Raw genomic sequence first — 20,317 nt, 5'->3', positions numbered from 1 at the left:
GTGAGAGCCCGGGGCACCTCCCGCGGCTAGCCTGGGACCTGTGACGTCCGACGCCGCGCCCGGCCCCGCAGGCTCCGGCCTCGCGCTCCCTTGGGCCGACGGCGAGTTCCCGCCGCACACGGTCAGCCAGCGGCGTGCGGTGTGGGACGCGCTGATGGGGCTGGCGCTGCACGAGGCGTCGCACGCGCTGGCCAGCGACGACGTGCCCGTGGGGGCGCTCGTCGTCGACGCGGACGGCCGGCTCGTCGGGCTCGGCCGCAACCGCCGCGAGGAGACGGGCGACCCGACGGCGCACGCCGAGGTGCTCGCGCTGCGGCAGGCCGCGACGACGCGCGGCGAGTGGCGGCTCGAGGGCTGCACCCTCGTCGTCACGCTGGAGCCGTGCGTCATGTGCGCGGGCGCGCTCGTCGCGGCGCGGGTGCAGCGGCTGGTCCTCGGCGCCTGGGACCCGAAGGCCGGCGCCACCGGCTCCGTCTGGGACCTGGTGCGCGACCAGCGCGCCAACCACGCCGTCGAGGTCGTGGGCGGCGTGCGCGAGGACGAGTGCGGCCGAATCCTGCGAGACTTCTTCGAGTCCCGCCGCTGACGACGACGCCGTGCGGGCCGATGAGTCCCCACGACGACGGAGGTCACCACGGCATGGACACGACGGGCACTGGCACGAGGCGCACAGCCACGACGGGACGCGCGACGACACCGACCCTGGCGGACTACGCCCGGCACAGCGCGTACTCCGACCCCGGCCCGCACGCCGACCTGCTCCGCGCCGTCGCGCCGACTCCGGCCGCCACGGGGGCCGCGGCGTGCGCGACGATCGTGCACTACCGCGCCGGCCGTCCGGCGCTGACCGACGCCCAGCGCGCCGACATCGACCAGCGGTGGCTGGCGACGATCCTCGACACCGCCGTCGCCCGGCAGGCCGGCCCGCTCGACGCGCCCCGCGACCTGCCGCGACAGGTCGCCGGCTGCTGCCGCGACCACACGCTGTTCTCGCTCGGCGTGCTGCGCGCGCACGGCGTGCCCGCCCGGTCGCGGATCGGCTTCGCGGGGTACTTCGAGCCGCCGTTCTTCCACGACCACGTCGTCGTCGAGCACTGGGCGGACGACGGCGCGGGCGGCGGCCGGTGGGTGCGCTGGGACCCGGAGCTGACGCCCGACAGCTCCTGGGGCTTCGACGTGCGCGACATGCCCACGGGTCCGGGGTCGCCGTTCCCCACGGCGGCGGAGGTGTGGCGGGCGGTCCGCGCGGGCGAGGTGGACCCGGCGTCGTACGGCGTGGACCCCGGGCTGCCGCAGCTGGGCGGGAAGGACTTCGTGCGCGGCTACGTGCTGCTCGAGCTCGCGCACCGGATGCGCGACGAGGTGCTGCTGTGGGACGTGTGGGGCGCCACGCCCGACGACGTCCCCGGCGTGGCGGAGCTCTGGGCGCAGGAGGCGGACGGCGACGCGTCAGCGCCGGAGCCGTCGTCCGACGAGCTCGACGCGCTGGCCGACGAGGTCGCCGCGCTGCTGGTCGCCGCCGACGCGGGCGACGCGGCGGCGGAGGCGGCGCTCGCGGACCGCTACGCCGGCCGGTGGGCCGCGCGCGGGCGGGTCACGACGCTCTCGCCCTCCGGCCGCGTCGGGATCACCGACCTGGCGGAGCGCACCACCCGGTGGGCCCCGGCCCCCTGACGCCTCCCGGGCCGCCGACAGCCCGCGCGCTCCGGCGGGCCGCGCGTGAGCATGGGCAGATGGCTGACCCCGGAAGCCCCGCGTCCGCCGCCCCGACGTCGCCGGCCCGCACCGGCCCGGTCGCCGGGACGCCCGACCAGTCCGTGCTGCGCCGCATCGCCGCGCTGCTCGCGCCGTACAAGGCCCAGCTGGTGCTGGTCGCGGTGGCGGTCGTGGCGGCCGCCGCGCTGACGAGCGTCGCGCCCTTCCTCACCCGCGCGGTGTTCGACGACGCGCTGTTCCCCACGGACGCGACGGGCCAGATCGGCGAGCCCGACCTGCGGCTGCTCGGCTGGCTGGTGGCCGGGCTCGTCGCGATCCCGCTGGTCAGCGCGCTCATCGGCGTCGGGCAGACCTACCTCACGACCCGGGTCGGCAACGGCGCGATGGCGGACCTGCGCGTGGCGCTGTTCGAGCACCTGGAGAAGATGGAGCTCGCGTTCTTCACCTCCACGCGCACGGGCGACATCCAGTCGCGGCTCGCGAACGACGTCTCCGGCGTACGCAACGTGCTCACCTCGACGGCGACGACGATCCTGCAGAACGTCGTCACGGTGGCCGCCGCGCTGGTGTCGATGCTGCTGCTCAGCTGGCAGCTCACGATCATCACGCTGGTGCTCATGCCCGTCTTCGTGGTGATCCAGGTGCGGGTGGGCCGCCGCCGCAAGCGGCTGCAGCGCCGCACGCAGGAGTCGCTGAGCGAGATGACGGCCATCACCGAGGAGTCGCTCGGCGTCTCGGGCGTGCTGCTCGCCAAGGTGTTCAACCGGTCCGACGTCGAGGTGGCACGCTACCGGCGCGAGAACCGCCGCCAGACGCGGCTGCAGGTGAAGAACGCGATGACCGGGCAGACGTTCTTCTCGATCGTCTCCACGTTCTTCGGCCTCACGCCGGCGATCGTCTACCTCGTGGCGGGGCTGCTCATCAACGGCGGCACCCTCATCGGCGGGGAGGTGCTCACCGCCGGCACGATCGTCGCGTTCACGACGCTGCAGTCGCGGCTCCAGCAGCCGCTGGTGGGCCTCATGCGCGTCACCCTCGACGTGCAGACGTCGTTCGCGCTGTTCTTGCGGCTGTTCGAGTACCTCGACCTCGAGCCCGCCATCACCGACCGGCCGGACGCGCGCGTGCTCGACAAGGCGACGACGCGCGGCGAGGTCGAGCTCCGCGACGTGTGGTTCCGCTACCCCGAGGCGCGGGAGGTCTCCGCCCCGCCGGCGCGGCCGGGCCGCGGCGACCGTGCCGCCGGTCGTCCGGCAGCCCGGCGGTCCGGGCGCGGGTACCGCGCGCTCGAGGTGCCCGTCGTCGCGACGCTCACCGACCCCGCCGCCACGTACGTGATGTCCGCGGCGTCGGCGCCCGGGCTGGCGGCCGCCGTGCCCGTCGAGGGCGACCCGGAACCGTCGTCGAGCGCCCCGGGCACCCCGCCGGGCGCGACCGGCGACGACGAGGGCTGGGCGCTGCGGGGCGTGTCGCTGCGGGTGCGGCCGGGGCAGCTCGCCGCGCTGGTGGGCCCGTCGGGCTCGGGCAAGACGACGCTCACCTACCTGGTGCCGCGGCTGCACGAGGTGACGCGCGGCGCGGTGCTGGTCGACGGCACGGACGTGCGCGACGTGACGCTCGGGAGCCTCGCCGACGTCGTCGGGATGGTGACGCAGGAGCCGTACCTGTTCCACGGCACCATCACGGAGAACCTGCACTACGCCCGCGCGGACGTCACCGACGCGGAGATCGTGGAGGCGTGCCGCGCGGCCAACATCCACGACCGGATCATGAGCTTCGCCGACGGGTACGAGACGGTGACGGGGGAGCGGGGCTTCCGGCTGTCGGGCGGGGAGAAGCAGCGGCTGTCCATCGCGCGCGTGCTCATCAAGGACCCGAAGATCCTCATCCTCGACGAGGCGACGTCGGCCCTCGACACCGCCACCGAGCGCCTCGTGCAGGGGGCGCTGGAGCGGGCGATGGCCGACCGCACCACGTTCGCCGTCGCGCACCGGCTCAGCACGATCATGAACGCCGACGTGATCTTCGGGATCGCCGACGGCCGCCTCGTCGAGCACGGCACGCACGCCGAGCTGCTGGAGCGCGGGGGCCTGTACGCGAGGCTGTACGAGGAGCAGTTCGGCGGCGGCACCGTCGAGGCGCGGCTGGAGGACTGCGTGCGGTTCGCCGACGGGACCACGCTGCCCCGCCGCGGTGTGCACCCGCGCTCGGACCTGCCGGTCTGAGTCCTGGCTACAGCGCTGCGACGCGGATGCCGAAGATGTCGCGCAGCGCGCGGCGCGCGGCGTGCCAGCCGCCCATGCCGTGCACGCCGGGGCCGGGGGGCGTCGACGCGGAGCAGAGGTAGACGCCGCCGGCCATGCGGTAGGGGTTCGCGCGGGGCGTGGGGCGCGCCAGGAGCTGCCACATCGTGGCGGCGCCGGCGGAGATGTCCCCGCCGACGTAGTTCGGGTTGTGCTCCGCCATCGCGGCGGCGGGGATCGCGCGCGCGGCGACGACGACATCGCGGAACCCGGGTGCGAAGCGCTCGATCTGGGCGGTGACGGGCTCGGTGACGTCGAGGTCGGAGCCGGCGGGCACGTGCGCGTACGCCCACAGGGGCCGCAGCTCCCCGTCCCCTGCCATGACGCGGCGGGAGGGGTCCGTGACGGTGGGGTCGCTGACGAGGCACACGGGACGCTCGGCGTGCCGGCCGGCGGCGACCGCGTTCTCGGCTGCGGCCATCTCGGCCCGCGTGCCGCCCACGTGCACCGTGCCCGCCCGGCCGACCTCCGGGTCCGCCCACGGCACCGGGCCGGACAGCGCGTAGTCGACCTTGGCGGCCGCGTTCCCGTGCCGGAACGCCGTCAGCGCGCGCCGCAGGCCGGGCGCGACGGCGGGCCCGAGCACGTCGAGCACGGTGCGCGGCGTCGTGTCGAACAGCACGGCGCGCGCGGCGGGGAGGTCCGCCGGCGTACGCACCCGATGCCCCGTCACGACCGTGCCCCCGTGCGCCTCCAGGTCCGCCACGAGCGCCGCCACGATCGCCCCGGACCCGCCGCGCGGCACCGGCCAGCCGCCGTCGAACGACCCGTCCCGGCCGGGGGTCGCGTGCGCCAGGGCCCCGAGCAGCAGCGCGGTGCCGGCGGCGGAGAGCGAGGGCAGCGGGGTGATGGTGTGCGCGGCGACGCCGGTGAGCAGCGCGCCGCCGTCGCCGGAGAACCGGGCGTCCCACGCGCGGGTGCCCTGCTCCAGCAGGGCCAGGGCGAACCGGACGGCGCCCGCCCCGGCGCGCAGCGGGTCGGGCGCGTCGAGGATCCCGGGCGGCACGGAGCGTCGGTCGCCCATGCCGACGGCGACCATGGCCTCCCACTCCTCGACCAGCGGCCCCATCAGGGAGCGCCACGCGGCGCCGTCGGGCCCGAGCCCCTCGGCCGTGCGCCCCAGGTCGCGGTACGCGACGGCGGCCCGCCCGCCCGGCAGCGGCTGCGCGTAGGACACCTCGGGCGTGAGGAGCTCGACGCCGTGCGCCCGCAGGTCGAAGGCACGGAAGAACGGCGACGCCCAGGCCATCGGGTGCACGGCCGAGCACAGGTCGTGCACGAGGCCGGCGGGCAGGCCCGCGAACAGGTCGCCGTCGTCACCGGGCGCGAGGGTGCGGGCACCGCCGCCCACGGTCTGGGTGGCCTCCACGACCGTCACCGACAGGCCCGCCCGGGCGAGGGTCACGGCGGCGGCGAGCCCGTTGGGGCCCGACCCGACCACGACGGCATCCAGCATGCTGCCTCCTCCGGCCGCCGTCGGCGACCTCCGGCGTGGGATCTCCCTACCGTGACGACGTGGGTGCGCGGACTGTCCGGCCGATACCGCGCAGCCTAGTCTCGACGTCATGACCAGCACGGACGCCGCCAGCCGCGGCGTGGACGCCGCCCCGGCCCTGGGCTCGCGGGCCGGGCTGCTGCACGCGCCCGTCGACCCGGCCACGGGCCGCGCCGTCGCGCAGCTCGCCGTGGGGACGGTGTGGCTGGCGAGCGCGGGCGTCGTCGTGTGGGTGCTGGTCCTGGTGTCGTCGGTCCTCGTGCCCGTCCTGGGGCTCGGGCTGCTCGCGCTCGGCGTGACGCTGCCCGTCGGCCGCTGGTTCGCCGCCCTCGAGCGGGAGCGGCTCGCCGCCCAGACCGGCGTCGTCGTGCCGGGCCCACCGCTCGCCGCGACCGGGCTGCCGCGGTCGTGGGCCGGCCTCCGGGCCACGCTGCGCGACGGGCGGGCGTGGGCGGCCGCGGGCTACGCGCTCGTCGGGATGCTCGTGTCCGCCGCCTTCCTCGCCGCGGTGGTGGCCCTCGTCGCCGGCGCCGTGGCGCTGGTCGTGGTCATGGTGCGGGGCGGGGTCGGCACCGTCGACGGCCAGGCCGGGCTCGCGTGGCCGGTCGCGCTGGTCGGGGGCGCCGTCGGGGCGGTGGTGCTGCTCTGGCTCGCGGCGGCCCTCGCCCAGGCGGGCACGCTGCTCGTCCTGGCGCTGGCGCGCGCCTGCCTCGGCCCGTCGGCGGCGGACCTCGCCCGCGCTCGGGCGCGCGACGCCGAGCACGCGGCGACGGCCGCGGCCGAGCGCGCCGCCGTCCTCGCCGAGACGCGGACCCAGGCCGTCGCGGCCGCGGACGCCGAGCGCCGCCGGATCGAGCGGGACCTGCACGACGGCGCCCAGCAGCGGCTCGTCGCCCTCGGGGTGGAGCTCGGTGTGGCCCGCCGGCTCGCCGAGCGCGACCCCTCCGCGTCCGCCGCGGCCCTCGAGCACGCGCACGACGAGGTGAAGGCCACGCTCGCCGAGCTGCGCGACCTCGTGCGCGGCATCCACCCCGCCGTCCTGTCCGACCGCGGCCTCGACGCCGCGCTGTCCGCGCTGGCGGCGCGCAGCCCCGTCCCCGTGCGGGTCGAGGCGTCGCCCGACGTCGCGCGGGCCGGGTCGGCCGCGCAGGCCGCGGCGTACTTCGTCGTCGCCGAGGCGCTGACCAACGTGGCCAAGCACGCGGGCGCCGGCTCCGTCCGCGTGCGCGCCGACGTCGTGGACGACGGCGCGGACGACGGTGGGGACGACGACGCCCGCCTGCGCGTCGTCGTCGAGGACGACGGCCGGGGCGGCGCCGAGCCGTCGCCCGGGAGCGGCCTCGCGGGCCTGCGCGGGCGGGTCGCCGCGCTCGACGGCGTCTTCGAGCTCGACAGCCCGCCCGGCGCGGGCACCCGACTGACCGTGGAGGTGCCGTGCGCATCGTGATCGCCGAGGACTCCGTGCTCCTCCTGGACGGCCTCACCCGGCTGCTGGCCGCCGAGGGCCACACGGTGACCGGCCACCGCACCGCCGACGAGCTCGTCGCCGCCCTGTCGCGGCCCGGCGCCGCGCTGCCCGACCTGCTCGTCACCGACGTCCGGATGCCGCCGTCGCACACCGACGAGGGGCTGCGGGCCGCGCTGCACCTGCGCAGCCTGCACCCGGACCTGCCGATCCTCGTGCTGTCGCAGTACGTCGAGCAGCGGTACGCCGCCGAGCTCCTGGCCCGCGGCGCCCACGCCCTCGGGTACGTGCTCAAGGACCGGGTGGCCGACGTCGACGCGTTCCTCGACGCCGTCGACCGGGTGGCCGGCGGCCGCACCGTCATCGACCCCGAGGTGGTGACGCAGGTCATCGCCCGCAGCCGCCGCTCCGACCTCGACCAGCTCACCCGCCGCGAGCGCGAGGTGCTCGCGCTCATGGCCGAGGGCCGCTCCAACACCGCGATCGCGGACCGCCTCGTCGTCGGCATGCCGGCCGTCGAGAAGCACGTCACCAGCATCCTCACCAAGCTCGGGCTGCCGCCCGACGCCGACGACAACCGCCGCGTGCTCGCCGTGCTGCGGTGGCTCGACGAGAACGGAGCACGACCATGACGTCCACCGGACCGACCGCCGGACCCGCCCCGGTGCCCACCGCGACGGCGCCGCACGAGCCGCACCGCGGCCCCGTCGGCCGCGCGCTGCTCGTCACCGGCATCGTCGTCGGGCTGCTCGCCGTGGCCTGGGGCGCGCTGTTCCTCGTGGACCGCGCGGTCGCGAGCACGACGACGCAGCACGAGACCTACGCCGCGGTCGGCACCGTCGAGCTGGTCGCCGACGGCGACGTGACCGTCCGCGCCGCCGACGGCGGGGACGTCGAGGTCGACGCGATCGCGCGAGCGGGCCTCACGAGCCCCACCTACGGCGCCGACGAGGGCGTCGACAGGCTCGTCGTGCGGCACGAGTGCGAGTCCTGGCGGTGGGTGCCCGGCCGGTGCGCCGGCGACCTGGCCGTCACCCTTCCCGCCGGTACCGCGCTCGTGGTGCGCACCTCCAACGGCGACGTCGTCGCGTCCGGCGTCACCGGGGGCGCCGAGCTGCGGTCGAGCAACGGCGATGTCGAGGTCACGGGTGCGGGCGGCGGGCTCGACGTCGGCTCCAGCAACGGCGACGTCGTCGTGGACCGCGCCGTGGGCGACGTCGTCGCGACGACGTCGAACGGGTCGATCGAGGTGACGGGCGTCGAGGGCAGCCTCGACGCGGACACGAGCAACGGCCGGGTCGACGTCTCCGGCGTGACCGGCGACGTCCGGGCCGAGTCCAGCAACGGCGACGTCACCGTCGTGGGCGACGGCGAGCCCGTGCGGCTCACGATCGAGACCTCGAACGGCGAGCAGACCACCGAGGGTCCCACCGACCCGGGCGCCGACCGCACCGTGGAGATCCGGTCGTCCAACGGCGACGTCGCGTACCTGGCGCCCTGACGTCGGGACCGGTGCGGGCCCGGCGTCGCTGCGCGGCGGTTATCGTCGTCGGCCATGGGGATCTTCTCGCGCCGGACGGCGGCCTCGCCCGGCCCCGCCGAGCCGTTCGAGCTGCTGGTCGACACCGTGTTCGTCGTCCCGACGCGGGGCCACGCGTTCACCGGCACCGTGACGTCGGGGCGCGTGCGCACCGGCCAGGCGGCGGTGCTGCACCTGCCGACGGGTGAGCACGCGGTGACCGTCACGCGGATCGACGTGCGGCGGCGCAAGGCCGACGTCGCCGAGGCCGGCACCGAGGCCGCCGTCTACCTCGACGGGCTGGGGCGCGGCGCGCTGCCCGTCGTCGCGGGCGGCGACGGCAGCCTGATCGACGCCGAGGGGGTCCGCGGCGCGCGGCTGGTCGCGGCCCCGTAGCCGCCCGCCGTCGTCAGAGCCGGTCGGCGAGCGCGACGAGCGTCTCGGTGACGCCGCCGTCCACCTTGACGGTGGCGAGCGGGTCGCCGCGCGTCTCGCCGCGGTTGACGATGACGACCGGCTTGTCGGCCTTCGCCGCGTACCGCACGAACCGCAGCCCGCTCATCACGGTGAGCGACGTGCCCGCCACGAGCAGCGCGTCGGCGTCGTCCACGAGGGCGTAGGCGCGCTGCACGCGCTCGCGCGGCACGTTCTCGCCGAAGTACACGATCTCCGGCTTGAGCACCCCGCCGCAGAACTCGCACGCCGCGGGCACGAAGTGGCTCGTCTGCTCGATGACGGCGTCGGCGTCCGGGGCGGTCTCGATGTCCGCGACCGTGGCGCCGTCCTCCAGCACCGACTCGACGAAGCCCGGGTTGAGCGCGTCGAGCCGCTCCGCGAGGTGTGCGCGGCTGATGACCCGCCCGCACGTCAGGCAGATGACCCGGTCGTAGCGGCCGTGCAGGTCGATGACGTGCCGCGACCCGGCGTCCTCGTGCAGCAGGTCCACGTTCTGCGTGATGACGCCGCGCACCACCCCGCGCTCCTCCAGCCGCGCGAGCGCCCGGTGCCCCGCGTTGGGCTCCGTGCGGCGCACCACCTGCCAGCCCACGTGGTTGCGGGCCCAGTAGTGCCGTCGGAACGCCTCGTCGGCGACGAACTGCTGGTACGTCATCGGCGCGCGCTGGGGCGAGTCCGGGCTGCGGTAGTCCGGGATGCCCGAGTCGGTCGACACGCCCGCGCCCGTCAGCGCGGTCACCGTGCCTCCCGCCAGGGCGCGCACGGCGTCGTCCACCGTGCCGTGGTGCACGACGGCGTCGGGCGGGAGCTCCCACCGCCGGTCCTGGTAGGTCGGGGCGAGCGGTCGGGGCACGGGTTGCACGCCTTCGAGCGTACGACGGCGCGGCCGGGCCCACCTCGGCGTCAGCTCGCGGCGGCGCCCGACGACGACGGGTCGGTCTGGCCGCCCTGGTCGGTGGAGCCGTCGGGAGCGGCGCCGCCGTGGCCGCCGCCCATGCCGCCCTCGGGCGCGTCGCCCGCCGTGGCGGTGCCGACCTCGTCGCCGTCGGCGGTGAGCGTGTACGTGTCGCCGTCGACGATCTCCGGCCCGGAGTACACGACGGACTGCGCGGTCTTCGAGAGCGTGATCGTCGCGACCTGCGTGCCGTCGGCGTCCACGACCGCGACCTCGGTGCCGGCCTCCAGCGTGGCGTCGGCGGTCAGCGCCACCCAGCCCTGCGTCGAGCCCTCGTCGAACGCCTCGGCCATCCCCGACGACCCGACCGCCAGCACCGTGCCGCCGGAGACCGTGCTGCCGCCCGCGGAGTCGAGCGCGCCGTTGCCGCCGTTCGTCGGGCCCTCGACGACGACGTCGCCGCCGCTGACGACCGTGACGCCGTTGGAGTCCAGGCCGTCGCCCTCGGCGTCCACGTGCAGCGTGCCGTCCGTGATCGTCAGCGACGCGCCCTCCTCGACGGCGTCCATGCCACCGCCGCCCTGCGGCATCTGGCCGTCGGCCGGCGCCTGCCCGTCGGCCGGCGGCTCGCCCGTGGGCATCTCGCCGTCCGCCGGGGGCTCGGGCTGCGTCTGCTGGTCGCCGGTCGTGGTGTCCTCGGTGCTCTCGTCGGTGGCCGTGTCGTCCTCGGCCCCCTTGACGGTCGCGTTGAGCCCGTCGTCGGTGGAGGTGATGTCGGTGTCGCCGCCGGAGACGGCGATGGTCGCGGCCTCGATGCCCTCCTCGGAGCCGGTGACGGTGAGGGTGCCGCCGGTGATCGCCACGTCGGTGAAGCCCTGCACGCCGTCGGAGCCCGCCTCGACGGTGACGTCGCCGCCGGTGAGCGCGACGTACCCGGCCGTGGCGTCGTCGTCGGCGTCGGACTTCAGCCCGTCGCCCCCGGCGGTGGCGTCAATCGTGCCGCCCGAGACGACGAGGTAGTCCTTGCCGCGGATCGCGTCGTCGGCGGCGTCGACCGAGATGGTCCCGCTCGCGATCACCAGCCCGTCCTTGCCGGTGATGCCGTCGTTCGCGTTCCCGACCACGTCGAGCGCGCCGCCGCCGGAGATCGCCAGGTCGGCCGTGGAGTACAGGGCCGCGTTCGCGGCGTTGTCGGACGTCGTGTCCGCGTACTTCGCGGCGTCCTCGAGCCGGTTCGTGGAGCCGTCGGCGAGGACGACCGACACCTGGTCGGCGTCCTGCACGTCGATCGCCGCGCCGGTGGAGCTGGTGACGTCCGCGCCGTCGAGCACGAGGCGCACGACGCCGTCGGCGGACGAGTCGACCACGACCTGGCCGTCGTCGAGCGTGCCGGAGATCCGGTACGTGCCCGGCTCGGTGATGGTGACCGTCGAACCGTCGACGGTGACGCCGGACGCCGATCCCGGCACCGACGCGGAGTCGCCGTCGAGGGTGACGGCGACCTCGTCGGCCACGTCCCAGGTCTGGTCGGCCAGCGCCGCGGTCTCGTCGGACGAGAGGTTGTCCGCGAGGACGTCCTGCGCCGAGCGGCCGGAGTTGTCGGTCGCGGAGATCTCGGCGGCGGAGGAGTCGTCGGACGCCGCGGTCGCGGAGCCGTCGCTGCACGCGGCGAGCGCGCCGACGGTCAGGGTCCCGGCGGCGGCGAGCGCCACGGTGCGTGTCCAGAGGGTCTTCTTCGGGCGGGGGATGCGCATGGTTCGGTTCCTTCTCTGGGGGAGTCCGGTGGTGAGGTCAGGCGACGCCCAGCCGCTCGCGCCGCAGGCGGCGCCAGGGGTGGTCGGGCAGGTCGGGCCGCAGGGTGGCGAGCCCGGTCGCGTACTTGGAGATGCGGTCGGGGCGGTGGCCGGCGCGCCACAGGGCACGGTCGGCGGACGACGGCGCGGTGCCGGCCTTGGTCTCGACGACGACGAGGTCGCCGACGTCGGCGGTGCCGCGGCCCGCGGTGTCGCCGTCGGGCCCGGTGAGCCGCCACCGCAGGCCGGTGTCGAGGGTCATGCGGGCGTCGGGCAGCAGCACGGTGGTGCGGCGGTACGCGGACCGCAGCACGGGGGCGAGGTGCGCCGACGGGGGAGCGTCGAGGCGGGCGGCGGCGAGCCGGTCGTCGACGAAGTCGAGCCCCTCGCCGGCCAGCGGGGTCGCGGGCTCCCAGGGGCGGCGCTCCTTGACGGTGACGCCGCGGGCGACGCGCGTCTTGACCTCGAGGAACGTGGTGTTGCCGGTGTCGACGTAGGTGCGGGTGCGGACCTTGAACCGACGGCGACGGCGGCGCGCGGCGAGCCGGAAGGTCAGCAGGTCGGCCGTGTCGTAGTAGGTCGAGGCGTACGTGAACGACCGGTCGCCGTCGATCTCCAGCACGCGCGGGCCGTGGGCGGACAGGGTGGCGAGCAGGGCCGCGACCTCGTCGGGGGCGAGCACGTACTTGCGGTCGACGCGGGTCTGGAGCGCGGCGGTGGCGTCGAGCTCGGCGAGGGCGACCGGCGCGGCGGCCGCGAGGCCCCGGGCGACGGTGACCTCGGCGGGGGCCGCGGCGCTCAACGGGTCACCGCCAGCGCGCCGTCGGGGGCGGCGACGGCGCGGGCGGGCCGGTCGCCGTCGCGCGGCAGGTCGTAGCGGACCTCGACGCGCGTCGTGTCGTCCGCGAGGTCGATCTCCTGCACGGACACGGACCGCACGCGGGCGCCGAGCAGCGCCTCGAGGTGGGCGGTGAGCTCGGCGCGGTCGACGACGGCGCGGTCGAGGACGATCGTCTGGGCGCCGTGCCGCGCGAGGAGCCGCGGGTGGTCCGCGACGGCCATGACCACGAGGATCAGCGCCGACCCGGCGACGCCGAGCCAGCCGCCCGACGTGCCCAGCCCGCCGAGGAGGCCCAGGGCGAGCGCGGCGAAGTAGTACGCGACCTCGCGCTGGGACAGCTCGTCGGACCGCAGCCGGATGATCGACAGCACCCCGAACAGGCCCAGCCCGAGCCCGGCGGCGATCGAGCTGGACGCGAGCACGGCCGACACCGCCAGCACGCCGACGTTGACGCCGAGGTACGCGACCACGAGGTCGCGGCGGCGGTGCCGGGGGAAGTAGAGGCCGAACGTCAGGATCGCGACGGCGACGAGGTCGACGGCGTACAGGGCTGCGGGAGGCATGCGGGCTCCGGGAGGTGGGGGACCGGTCGCGGTCCGTGGGTGGGAAGGACACCCAGTGGACACCCCCCGTTCAGGTGGGCGCTGGGGGCTCCCTGGGAATCGGCTCGGAGCGGTGGGCGGTCGCTGAGAACGCCGCTGAGCAGGCCCGACGTGCGGGCACCCGCCGGACGTGCTGATCATCGGGGCGTGACGCAGCAGACAGGACGACGACGGCTCGCGGGCGGAGGCCGTGCTCTCGTCGTCGTCCTCGTGACGCTGCTGGCGAGCACGGGGTGCGTCGCGAGCCGGCAGGAGCCCGGGCAGGCGACGGCGGCCGTGGCGGACGCGCTCGCCGAGGCCGGGTCCGCGGGCGAGACCGCGCGGATCGCGGTCGGCCTGCTCGACGAGGGCCGGGTCACCGGACCCGTCGCCGACACGGTGCTGCTGGACCAGCTGCGCGTGCTCGACGACGCGGAGTCGGCGCTCACGACCCTCGTGCCGCCCGACGCGGCGACGGCGGCCCGCCGGACCACCGGCCTGGACGCCGTGGGCGACGTCTCGGACGCCGTCGTCGCGGCGCGCTCCTGGGTGGCCGTCCGGTCCGGGGGAGACCTCGCCCGGGGTGCCGCCGAGGACACGGGCGTCCCCGCCTCGGCCGACGAGCTGCTGGCCGACCTCGCGTCGGCCCTCGACGCGGCGGACGCCGCCCTGGCCGAGGCGGGCGGGCCGTGAAGAAGCTGCTCGCCGCCGCGCTCGGCATCCTCACCGCCATCGGCGGGTTCGTCGACATCGGGGACCTGGTGACCAACGCCGTCGTCGGGTCCCGGTTTGGCATGTCGCTCGCCTGGGTGGTGGTGCTCGGCGTGGTCGGCATCGTGCTGTTCGCGAGCATGTCCGGGCGGGTCGCGGCGGTGAGCGGCCGCGCCACCTTCGAGATCGTCCGCGAGCGCCTCGGGCCGCGGGCCGCGGGCGCGAACCTCCTCGCGTCGTTCGCCATCAACCTGCTCACGCTCACCGCGGAGGTCGGGGGCATCGCGCTCGCGCTGCACCTGGCGAGCAGCGTGGAGCCGCGGCTGTGGATCCCGGTGGCGGCGCTCGCGGTGTGGCTCGTCCTGTGGCGCGTGAAGTTCCAGGTGCTGGAGAACGTCGCCGGCCTCATGGGGCTGCTGCTCGTCGGGTTCGCGATCGCGCTGTTCCAGCTCGGCCCGGACTGGGGCGAGCTGCTGCGGCAGGCCGTGCCGCCGTCGCCGCCCGGCACGGAGCACCCGGCGTCGTACTGGTACTACGCCGTCGCGCTGTTCGGCGCGGCGATGACGCCGTACGAGGTGTTCTTCTTCTCGTCCGGTGCCGTCGAGGAGCGGTGGACCACGAAGGACCTCGGCACCAACCGGCTCAACGTGCTGCTCGGCTTCCCCCTGGGAGGCCTGCTCTCGCTCGCGATCGCGGCGTGCGCCGCCGTCGTGCTGCTGCCGGCGGGCATCGAGGTGTCGTCGCTGTCGCAGATCGTGCTGCCGGTCGCGCAGGCGGGCGGGGTGCTGCTGCTCGCCGTCGTCATCCTCGGGATCGTCGCCGCGACGTTCGGCGCGGCCCTGGAGACGGCGCTGTCCAGCGGGTACACGCTGGCGCAGTACCTCGGTTGGTCGTGGGGCAAGTTCCGCCGGCCCGCCCGGGCGGCGCGCTTCCACCTCACGATGATCGTGGCGCTGCTGCTCGCCGTCGGGATCCTCATGACCAGCGTGGACCCGGTGGCGGTGACGGAGATGTCGGTGGTGTTCTCCGCCGTCGCGCTGCCGCTGACGTACGTGCCGATCCTCGTGGTCGCCAACGACCCGGAGTACATGGGCGAGCACGTCAACGGGCGGGCGGTCAACGCGCTGGGCACGGTGTACCTGGTGATCGTGGTCGTCGCGGCGGTCGCGGCGATCCCCCTGATGATCGCGACGGGAGCGGGGTCATGAGCGACCCGAGGGGAGAGGTGCGCCTCGTCGACGCCCGCCTGCACCTGCTGAGCCGGCAGGTGCTCGACGTCGACGGCGAGCCGGCGGGCGTGGTCGACGACCTGGCCCTCGCGGGCCCGGACGGGGCCGAGGTCGAGGCGGGCCGGGACGTGCACGTCGACGCCATCCTCGTCGGCCCGGTGCTGGCGACGCGCCTCTTCGGCGGGCGCGTGCCCGACAGCCGCCTGCCCCGCATCGCCTGGGACGACGTCGGGCACGTCGGCACGGCGATCGAGCTCACCGTGCCGTCCGACCGGCTCGACGCCGTCTGGGTGGAGCGCTGGGTGCGCGACCGGCTGATCGCCCGCATCCCGGGCGGCCGCCACGACCCGGAGGCCGGCGCATGAACGTCGGCGACCTCCTCGACGCGCGCGTGCTGGGGCCGGACGGCAAGGCCCTGGGCGTCGTCGTCGACGTCCGCCTGGCGCTCGAGGTCGTGGACGAGCCCGAGGGCGGGCCGGGCGCGGGCGAGGACCGCGAGGAGGCCGAGCACGACGCCCCGCTGAGCGCGCAGGCGCGTCGCGACGCCGTCGGCGGGGCGCGCCTGGTCGGGCTGCTGGTCGGGCCGCGCGGCGCCGGGTCGTTCCACGGGTACGAGCGCACCGACGTCCGGTCGCCGTGGCCGGTCCCGCAGCTCGTGCGCCGCCGGCACCGCGGCACATTCCTCGTGCGCTGGGAGGACGTCGCGGCCCTCGAGGCCGACCCGGCCGCCGACGACGGGACCCCGCGCGTGCGCCTCGCGCCGGGCTACGCCGAGCTGCCCGCGGCCCTCGGATGACCCGAGGACGGCGCCGGGCCGTCGCGGCCGTGCACGACGCCTGGGTGCGGCACCCGCGGTGGTCGCTGGCGCTGCGGGGCGCGCTGGCGGCGGCGCTCGCCTGGCTCGTCGGGGTGCTCGCGCCGCCGCCGCTGTCGGACTACCCGTACTACGCCCCGCTGGGCGCCGTGATCGCCACGACGAGCACGCTGGCCCGGTCGGTGCGCGAGTCGGCGCAGACCGTGGGGGCGCTGCTGCTCGGCGCCGCCATCGCGCTCGTCGTCGACGCCGTGCTCGCGCCCGGCGTGCTGTCGGTCGCGCTGGTGGTGGGGCTGGCGCTGCTCTGCGCGGGCTGGCGGGGGTTCGGCGCCCAGGGGGCGTGGGTGGCGAACGCGGCCGTCTTCGTCCTCGTCCTCGGCCAGGGCGACGACGTCGCGTACGTGGGAGCCTTCGCGGGCCTCGTCGTCGTGGGGGCCGCGATCGGGACGGGCGTGAACCTCCTCCTGCCGCCGCTCCTGCTCACGCCGTCGGCCCTGGCGCTCGGGGCGCTGCGCGACGCCCTCGTGGACCAGCTCGAGGACCTGGCGGGCTGGCTCGACCACGAGGGCCCGCTGGACGCGGAGGAGTGGGAGCGGCGACGGCACGCGCTCTTCCCGACGATCGAGGGCGCAAGGGCGGCGGTGGACCGCTCGGGGGAGGCGTCCCGCGGCAACCCGCGGGCCCGGCGGCACGGCGAGCGGGTCCGGGCGCAGGCCCGGCAGGCGGAGGCGCTCGGCACCGCGGCCGAGGTGGTCGACGAGGTGGTGCGGCTGCTCGTCGGCTGGGAAGGAGCGGGCCGCGACGACGTCGCGCTGGGCCCGCGGCTGCGCCCGGAGCTCGCGGACGCCCTGCGGTCCTACGCCGACGCCCTGCGCGGGGAGGACGATGACGCCGACGTCGATCCCGGCGTGGGGCTCGCCCGGTCCCTCGACCGGTTCCACGCCGTCGTCCGCGACGCGCGCACCCGCTCCGGCGACGACCTTCTCGTGGCCGGGGCGCTGGTCGTCGTGCTGCGGCGGGGCGCCGACGCGCTGGACGGTTGAACGTCGCCTGCGGCACCGGTGGTGTCTTTTCGCGCCGAAGCGGCTACGGTCGAGGGGAGTCATGAGGCGGCTCTAACTCCAGCGGCGTGATCCGCCAGGTCAGGAGGATCCACATGACCGACACGACATCGTGGGACATCGAGGGCACGTTGGCCCTCGGCACGAGCCATCCGGTGGGCCGGTACCGCCACGACCTCGTCACGGGGCGTTGGTGGTGGTCGGACGAGACGTACCGCATCCACGGCTTCGAGCCGGGCGACGTCGTCCCCACCACCGCGCTGATCCTGGCGCACAAGCACCCCGACGACCGCGACCGGGTGAGCCAGGTGCTCCAGCGCGCGTGCACCACCGGCGAGCCCTTCAGCAGCGTGCACCGCATCATGGACGCCCACGGCGACGAACGGACCCTCGCGGTCGTCGGGGAGGGGCGCCGGGACGCCACGGGGAGCGTCTGCGAGCTGGTCGGTTACTTCACCGACGTCACCCCCGCGGTCGCGCGCATCGCCGACGTGCGGGCGACGGCGAGCATCCGCGCGTCCGCCGCGCACCGCGCGACGATCGAGCAGGCCAAGGGCGTCGTCATGTGCGCGCTCCGCACCGACGTCGAGGGCGCCTTCGAGTGGCTTCGGGAGGCCTCGAACCACTCGAACCTGCCGCTGCGCGACATCTCGGCGCGCATCGTGGAGCTCGCGGCGAGCGGCAACGGCGACATGCGCCAGGTCGCCGAGACGATGGCCGACCTGCTCCAGAACCGCTCCGAGCGCCGCCCAGGGTAGGGGGGCTCAGCGGCTCCCGGGCACGTGCCGGGGCTCGCGCATCGCCTGCGCGAGGTGGCCGCCGAGGTACCCGCCCGCGCCGACCGCGCCCATGCCGGCCAGGCTGAGCAGGGTGCCGAGGCCGGTGCGGCCGCGCCGCCGGGCACCCCACGACGCGAGCGCCAGCAGCGTGCCGACGCCGTTGCACGTGGCGTGCACGACGGCCACGCGCCGGGCCCGCACGCTCAGGGCGCGGAAGTCCGCCAGGCCCGTCAGCGCCGTCGGCGGCGCGGCGAGGAGCCCGAGGCCGACCAGCCGCCGGGCGGCGTCGGCGTGCCCGGGCGGGCGCGTGACATCGAGCGCCACCGCGCTCGTCCACAGCCCGATGGGCAGATCGGTGAGCACGCTGTGCACCGGGTGGCCGACGGATCGGCCGCGGAGCTCGTCGCGCACGCGCCCGGGCGAGGGCACCACCGTGCGGGAGATCCGGTCGTAGATGCTCGCCAGCGGGTCGAGGCGCTCCGCGCGCTCCAGCTCGGCGGTGAGGCGCGGCAGCGGCGGGTCGGTGGGCGGAACTGCGGGCTGGTCTGCAGCCATGGTGCCTCCTCCTGGCGTCGACGCCACGTCTCGACGCCTCCCTCGACCGTAGGGCGGGTTCCCGGTGCTCGCCGTCGCGGGCCCGGGTGCGGGCTACGCGGACCCGCCCCAGGCTGGGACGACGTGCCGAGACCGAGGAGGACCGCATGACCGAGCACCCCACCGACGACCCCACGACCGAGGACCGCGCGGACCGGGACGACCCGCGCCACCAGGCCGAGCGCGAGCGGGCCGTGCACGACGCCGGTGACGGCAGCGCCGCCGACGTCGAGGCCGTACCCGGCGAGACGCCGAAGGACGACCCCGACGAGGAGGGCGAGGACCGCTTCGACGCCGGGTGACGGCGGATGCGGGTGTCGGCGGGACGGGTCGTGACGGATCGGAACGGGGGAGCGGTGGCCGTCCCCGGCCGCGGGCGCTAGCGTGAAGGTCCGGCGTCAGGAAGCGGCACCGACCCTCCCCCATCGGAGGTCACGATGACGACGACAACTCCCGCCGACACCGACCATCTCGTCTCCGCGCTCGCGGTCGGGACCCACCTGCTCACGGGCTCCTACCGGGCCGAGGCGGGGACGGGGCGGTGGTGGTGGTCCGACGAGGTCGACACGATGCTCGGCCACCAGCCCGGGGCGCTCGAGCCCGGCCCGGAGACCCTCGAGGCCAAGCTGCACCCCGACGACCGCGACCGCGTGGTGCACGACGCCGCCCGCGCGCTCGGCTCCGGCGGGCCGGTCGTGACGGCCCGGCGCGTGGTGGACGCGCACGGCCGCACGCGCACCCTGCTGGTCACGGCGCAGGCCCGGCGCTCCCGCGGCGACGGCCCGCCCGAGGTGGCGGGGTACGTCGTGGACGTCACGCCGGTGCAGCGCGAGGCCGTGCAGCGGGACGTCCGCCGCGCCCTCGACAGCGCCTTCGTCTCCGCGGCCTCGATCGAGCGCGCCAAGGGCGTGCTGATGGCGGTGCACGGCGTGGACGAGGACACGGCGGAGAACATGCTCACCGAGGCGGCGGGCGCGACCGGCGCCACGCTGCGCGAGACCGCGACGCAGCTGATGGCGCAGCTGGCCGCCGGCGACGGCTTCGGCCGGCTCGCCAAGCAGGCCGTCCGGGAGGCCCTGGCCGCCGTGCAGCCCGCCAAGCGCCCGCACGTGCACGAGGCGCAGCTCGCGCGCCGTCGTGCTGCGTGACGACGCACCGTACGGACGACCCACGACACGAGGAGGACAGCATGGCCGACGACCAGCAGTCGTTCCCCGCCCAGCAGCAGGAACCGCCGGGACTGACCGGCGCGATGACCCCGACCCCCGACCACGGCGAGGAGAGCTACCGCGGCTCCGGCCGGCTCGACGGGCTGCGCGCCCTGATCACCGGCGGGGACTCCGGCATCGGGCGGGCCGTGGCGATCGCGTTCGCGCGTGAGGGCGCGGACGTCGCGATCGGGTACCTGCCGGAGGAAGAGGAGGACGCGCAGGAGACGGCGCGCTGGGTCCGGGAGGCGGGCCGGAAGGCCGCGCTGCTGCCCGGCGACCTCACCGACGAGACGACGGCGCGCGGCCTGCCCGACAGGGCCGTGGCGGAGCTCGGCGGGCTCGACGTCCTCGTGAACAACGCCGGCTTCCAGATGGCGCGTCGTGACTCCGTCGAGGACATCACCACCGACGAGATCGACCGCGTGCTCAAGACCAACCTGTACGCCCTGCTGTGGGTCACGCAGGCGGCGCTGAAGCACCTGGGTGAGGGCGCGAGCATCATCAACAACTCGTCCATCCAGGCGTACGAGCCGTCGTCGTCGCTGCTCGACTACGCGTCGACGAAGGCGGCCATCAACAACCTCACGGTGAACCTGGCGGCCGAGCTCGGGGAGCGCGGCATCCGCGTGAACGCCGTCGCGCCGGGGCCGATCTGGACGCCGCTGCAGCCGGCCACCCAGCCGGAGGAGAAGGTGCAGAAGTTCGGCCAGGACACGCCGCTCGGGCGGGCGGGGCAGCCGGCGGAGGTCGCGCCGGCGTTCGTGTTCCTCGCCTCGCCGCGCGACGCCAGCTACGTGTCCGCGACCGTCGTCGGCGTCACGGGCGGCAAGCCGGTGTTCTGACCGTCGCTGTGA

General features: G+C 76.1%; 22 protein-coding genes. 16 read left to right on the top strand and 6 right to left on the bottom strand.

Annotated elements, in window-relative coordinates:
• The first annotated feature begins 40 nt into the window (after window positions 1-40).
• Genes ACQP60_RS15110 through ACQP60_RS15100 form a run of 3 tightly spaced genes read left to right on the top strand, consistent with a single transcriptional unit; the run spans window position 41 to window position 3,941 of the window.
• Window positions 41-586 carry a nucleoside deaminase gene (locus ACQP60_RS15110; RefSeq protein ID WP_429734219.1) on the top strand — a complete coding sequence of 182 codons (546 nt, stop codon included), beginning with the start codon at window positions 41-43 and terminating at the stop codon, window positions 584-586.
• 53 nt (window positions 587-639) lie between these two features.
• Window positions 640-1,674 (top strand): transglutaminase domain-containing protein, encoded by a 1,035-nt coding sequence (locus ACQP60_RS15105; protein ID WP_429734217.1) that lies wholly within the window; start codon window positions 640-642, stop codon window positions 1,672-1,674.
• Window positions 1,675-1,733: 59 nt separating this feature from the next.
• A complete protein-coding gene (locus tag ACQP60_RS15100; protein WP_429734215.1) occupies window positions 1,734-3,941 on the top strand; it encodes an ABC transporter ATP-binding protein in 2,208 nt (735 codons plus the stop codon).
• Window positions 3,942-3,948: 7 nt separating this feature from the next.
• On the opposite strand, the gene ACQP60_RS15095 is transcribed toward ACQP60_RS15100, so the two are convergent.
• The gene (locus ACQP60_RS15095) at window positions 3,949-5,475 is read right to left on the bottom strand and encodes a phytoene desaturase family protein (RefSeq protein WP_429734213.1); all 1,527 of its coding nucleotides are present in this window, start codon (window positions 5,473-5,475) and stop codon (window positions 3,949-3,951) included.
• Window positions 5,476-5,584: 109 nt separating this feature from the next.
• On the opposite strand from ACQP60_RS15095, the gene ACQP60_RS15090 reads away from it, so the two are divergent.
• The 4 genes from ACQP60_RS15090 to ACQP60_RS15075 are packed head-to-tail and all read left to right on the top strand — an operon-like array spanning window position 5,585 to window position 8,894.
• Window positions 5,585-6,961, top strand: coding sequence for a sensor histidine kinase (locus ACQP60_RS15090; protein WP_429734211.1), 1,377 nt, complete (start codon window positions 5,585-5,587; stop codon window positions 6,959-6,961).
• Window positions 6,949-7,611: a response regulator gene (locus ACQP60_RS15085; RefSeq protein WP_429734209.1), complete on the top strand. Its 663-nt coding sequence runs from the start codon at window positions 6,949-6,951 to the stop codon at window positions 7,609-7,611. The genes ACQP60_RS15090 and ACQP60_RS15085 overlap by 13 nt, the downstream gene beginning before the upstream one ends.
• A complete protein-coding gene (locus ACQP60_RS15080) occupies window positions 7,608-8,480 on the top strand; it encodes a DUF4097 family beta strand repeat-containing protein (RefSeq protein WP_429734207.1) in 873 nt (290 codons plus the stop codon). Before ACQP60_RS15085 ends, ACQP60_RS15080 begins: the two co-directional genes overlap by 4 nt.
• Before the next feature lie 54 nt (window positions 8,481-8,534).
• A complete protein-coding gene (locus ACQP60_RS15075; RefSeq protein ID WP_429734205.1) occupies window positions 8,535-8,894 on the top strand; it encodes a hypothetical protein in 360 nt (119 codons plus the stop codon).
• Between the two features lie 13 nt (window positions 8,895-8,907).
• On the opposite strand, the gene ACQP60_RS15070 is transcribed toward ACQP60_RS15075, so the two are convergent.
• The 4 genes from ACQP60_RS15070 to ACQP60_RS15055 are packed head-to-tail and all read right to left on the bottom strand — an operon-like array spanning window position 8,908 to window position 13,046.
• Window positions 8,908-9,816 carry an NAD-dependent protein deacetylase gene (locus ACQP60_RS15070; protein ID WP_429734203.1) on the bottom strand — a complete coding sequence of 303 codons (909 nt, stop codon included), beginning with the start codon at window positions 9,814-9,816 and terminating at the stop codon, window positions 8,908-8,910.
• A 41-nt stretch (window positions 9,817-9,857) separates the two neighbouring features.
• Window positions 9,858-11,603, bottom strand: coding sequence for a carbohydrate-binding domain-containing protein (locus ACQP60_RS15065; protein WP_429734201.1), 1,746 nt, complete (start codon window positions 11,601-11,603; stop codon window positions 9,858-9,860).
• A gap of 37 nt (window positions 11,604-11,640) precedes the next feature.
• Window positions 11,641-12,444: a polyphosphate polymerase domain-containing protein gene (locus tag ACQP60_RS15060; protein WP_429734199.1), complete on the bottom strand. Its 804-nt coding sequence runs from the start codon at window positions 12,442-12,444 to the stop codon at window positions 11,641-11,643.
• A complete protein-coding gene (locus tag ACQP60_RS15055) occupies window positions 12,441-13,046 on the bottom strand; it encodes a DUF4956 domain-containing protein (protein ID WP_429734197.1) in 606 nt (201 codons plus the stop codon). The genes ACQP60_RS15060 and ACQP60_RS15055 overlap by 4 nt, the downstream gene beginning before the upstream one ends.
• Window positions 13,047-13,232: 186 nt before the next feature.
• Here ACQP60_RS15055 and ACQP60_RS15050 point away from each other — a divergent pair, with 186 nt between their 5' ends.
• The 6 genes from ACQP60_RS15050 (at window position 13,233) to ACQP60_RS15025 (ending at window position 17,637) form a co-directional block, all read left to right on the top strand.
• Window positions 13,233-13,757 carry a hypothetical protein gene (locus ACQP60_RS15050; RefSeq protein WP_429734195.1) on the top strand — a complete coding sequence of 175 codons (525 nt, stop codon included), beginning with the start codon at window positions 13,233-13,235 and terminating at the stop codon, window positions 13,755-13,757.
• Window positions 13,754-14,983, top strand: a complete 1,230-nt coding sequence (locus ACQP60_RS15045; RefSeq protein ID WP_429734193.1) for an NRAMP family divalent metal transporter — start codon at window positions 13,754-13,756, stop codon at window positions 14,981-14,983. The genes ACQP60_RS15050 and ACQP60_RS15045 overlap by 4 nt, the downstream gene beginning before the upstream one ends.
• Window positions 14,980-15,369 carry a hypothetical protein gene (locus tag ACQP60_RS15040; protein ID WP_429734191.1) on the top strand — a complete coding sequence of 130 codons (390 nt, stop codon included), beginning with the start codon at window positions 14,980-14,982 and terminating at the stop codon, window positions 15,367-15,369. Before ACQP60_RS15045 ends, ACQP60_RS15040 begins: the two co-directional genes overlap by 4 nt.
• Window positions 15,366-15,800, top strand: a complete 435-nt coding sequence (locus ACQP60_RS15035; RefSeq protein ID WP_429734189.1) for a hypothetical protein — start codon at window positions 15,366-15,368, stop codon at window positions 15,798-15,800. The genes ACQP60_RS15040 and ACQP60_RS15035 overlap by 4 nt, the downstream gene beginning before the upstream one ends.
• On the top strand, window positions 15,797-16,861 hold the full coding sequence (locus tag ACQP60_RS15030) for an aromatic acid exporter family protein (protein ID WP_429734187.1): 1,065 nt from the start codon (window positions 15,797-15,799) through the stop codon (window positions 16,859-16,861). Before ACQP60_RS15035 ends, ACQP60_RS15030 begins: the two co-directional genes overlap by 4 nt.
• A 113-nt stretch (window positions 16,862-16,974) precedes the next feature.
• Entirely contained in the window at window positions 16,975-17,637 is a 663-nt protein-coding gene (locus ACQP60_RS15025) for a PAS and ANTAR domain-containing protein (protein ID WP_429734185.1), read from the top strand.
• A 6-nt stretch (window positions 17,638-17,643) separates the two neighbouring features.
• On the opposite strand, the gene ACQP60_RS15020 is transcribed toward ACQP60_RS15025, so the two are convergent.
• Complete coding sequence (locus ACQP60_RS15020; RefSeq protein ID WP_429734183.1) at window positions 17,644-18,213, bottom strand: DUF2231 domain-containing protein; 570 nt, start codon at window positions 18,211-18,213, stop codon at window positions 17,644-17,646.
• 146 nt (window positions 18,214-18,359) lie between these two features.
• On the opposite strand from ACQP60_RS15020, the gene ACQP60_RS15015 reads away from it, so the two are divergent.
• The 3 genes from ACQP60_RS15015 to ACQP60_RS15005 all read left to right on the top strand — a co-directional run bounded on the left by ACQP60_RS15015 (window position 18,360) and on the right by ACQP60_RS15005 (window position 20,305).
• Window positions 18,360-18,554: a hypothetical protein gene (locus ACQP60_RS15015; RefSeq protein WP_429734181.1), complete on the top strand. Its 195-nt coding sequence runs from the start codon at window positions 18,360-18,362 to the stop codon at window positions 18,552-18,554.
• 135 nt (window positions 18,555-18,689) lie between these two features.
• Window positions 18,690-19,400 (top strand): PAS and ANTAR domain-containing protein, encoded by a 711-nt coding sequence (locus ACQP60_RS15010; RefSeq protein WP_429734179.1) that lies wholly within the window; start codon window positions 18,690-18,692, stop codon window positions 19,398-19,400.
• Window positions 19,401-19,441: 41 nt separating this feature from the next.
• Complete coding sequence (locus ACQP60_RS15005) at window positions 19,442-20,305, top strand: SDR family oxidoreductase (protein WP_429734177.1); 864 nt, start codon at window positions 19,442-19,444, stop codon at window positions 20,303-20,305.
• The last annotated feature ends 12 nt before the right edge of the window (window positions 20,306-20,317 follow it).

It is taken from the genome of Isoptericola variabilis (genome assembly GCF_050311655.1).
GTDB classification, from domain to species: Bacteria; Actinomycetota; Actinomycetes; order Actinomycetales; family Cellulomonadaceae; genus Isoptericola; species Isoptericola variabilis.
This window is presented reverse-complemented; position numbering and strand designations above follow the sequence as displayed.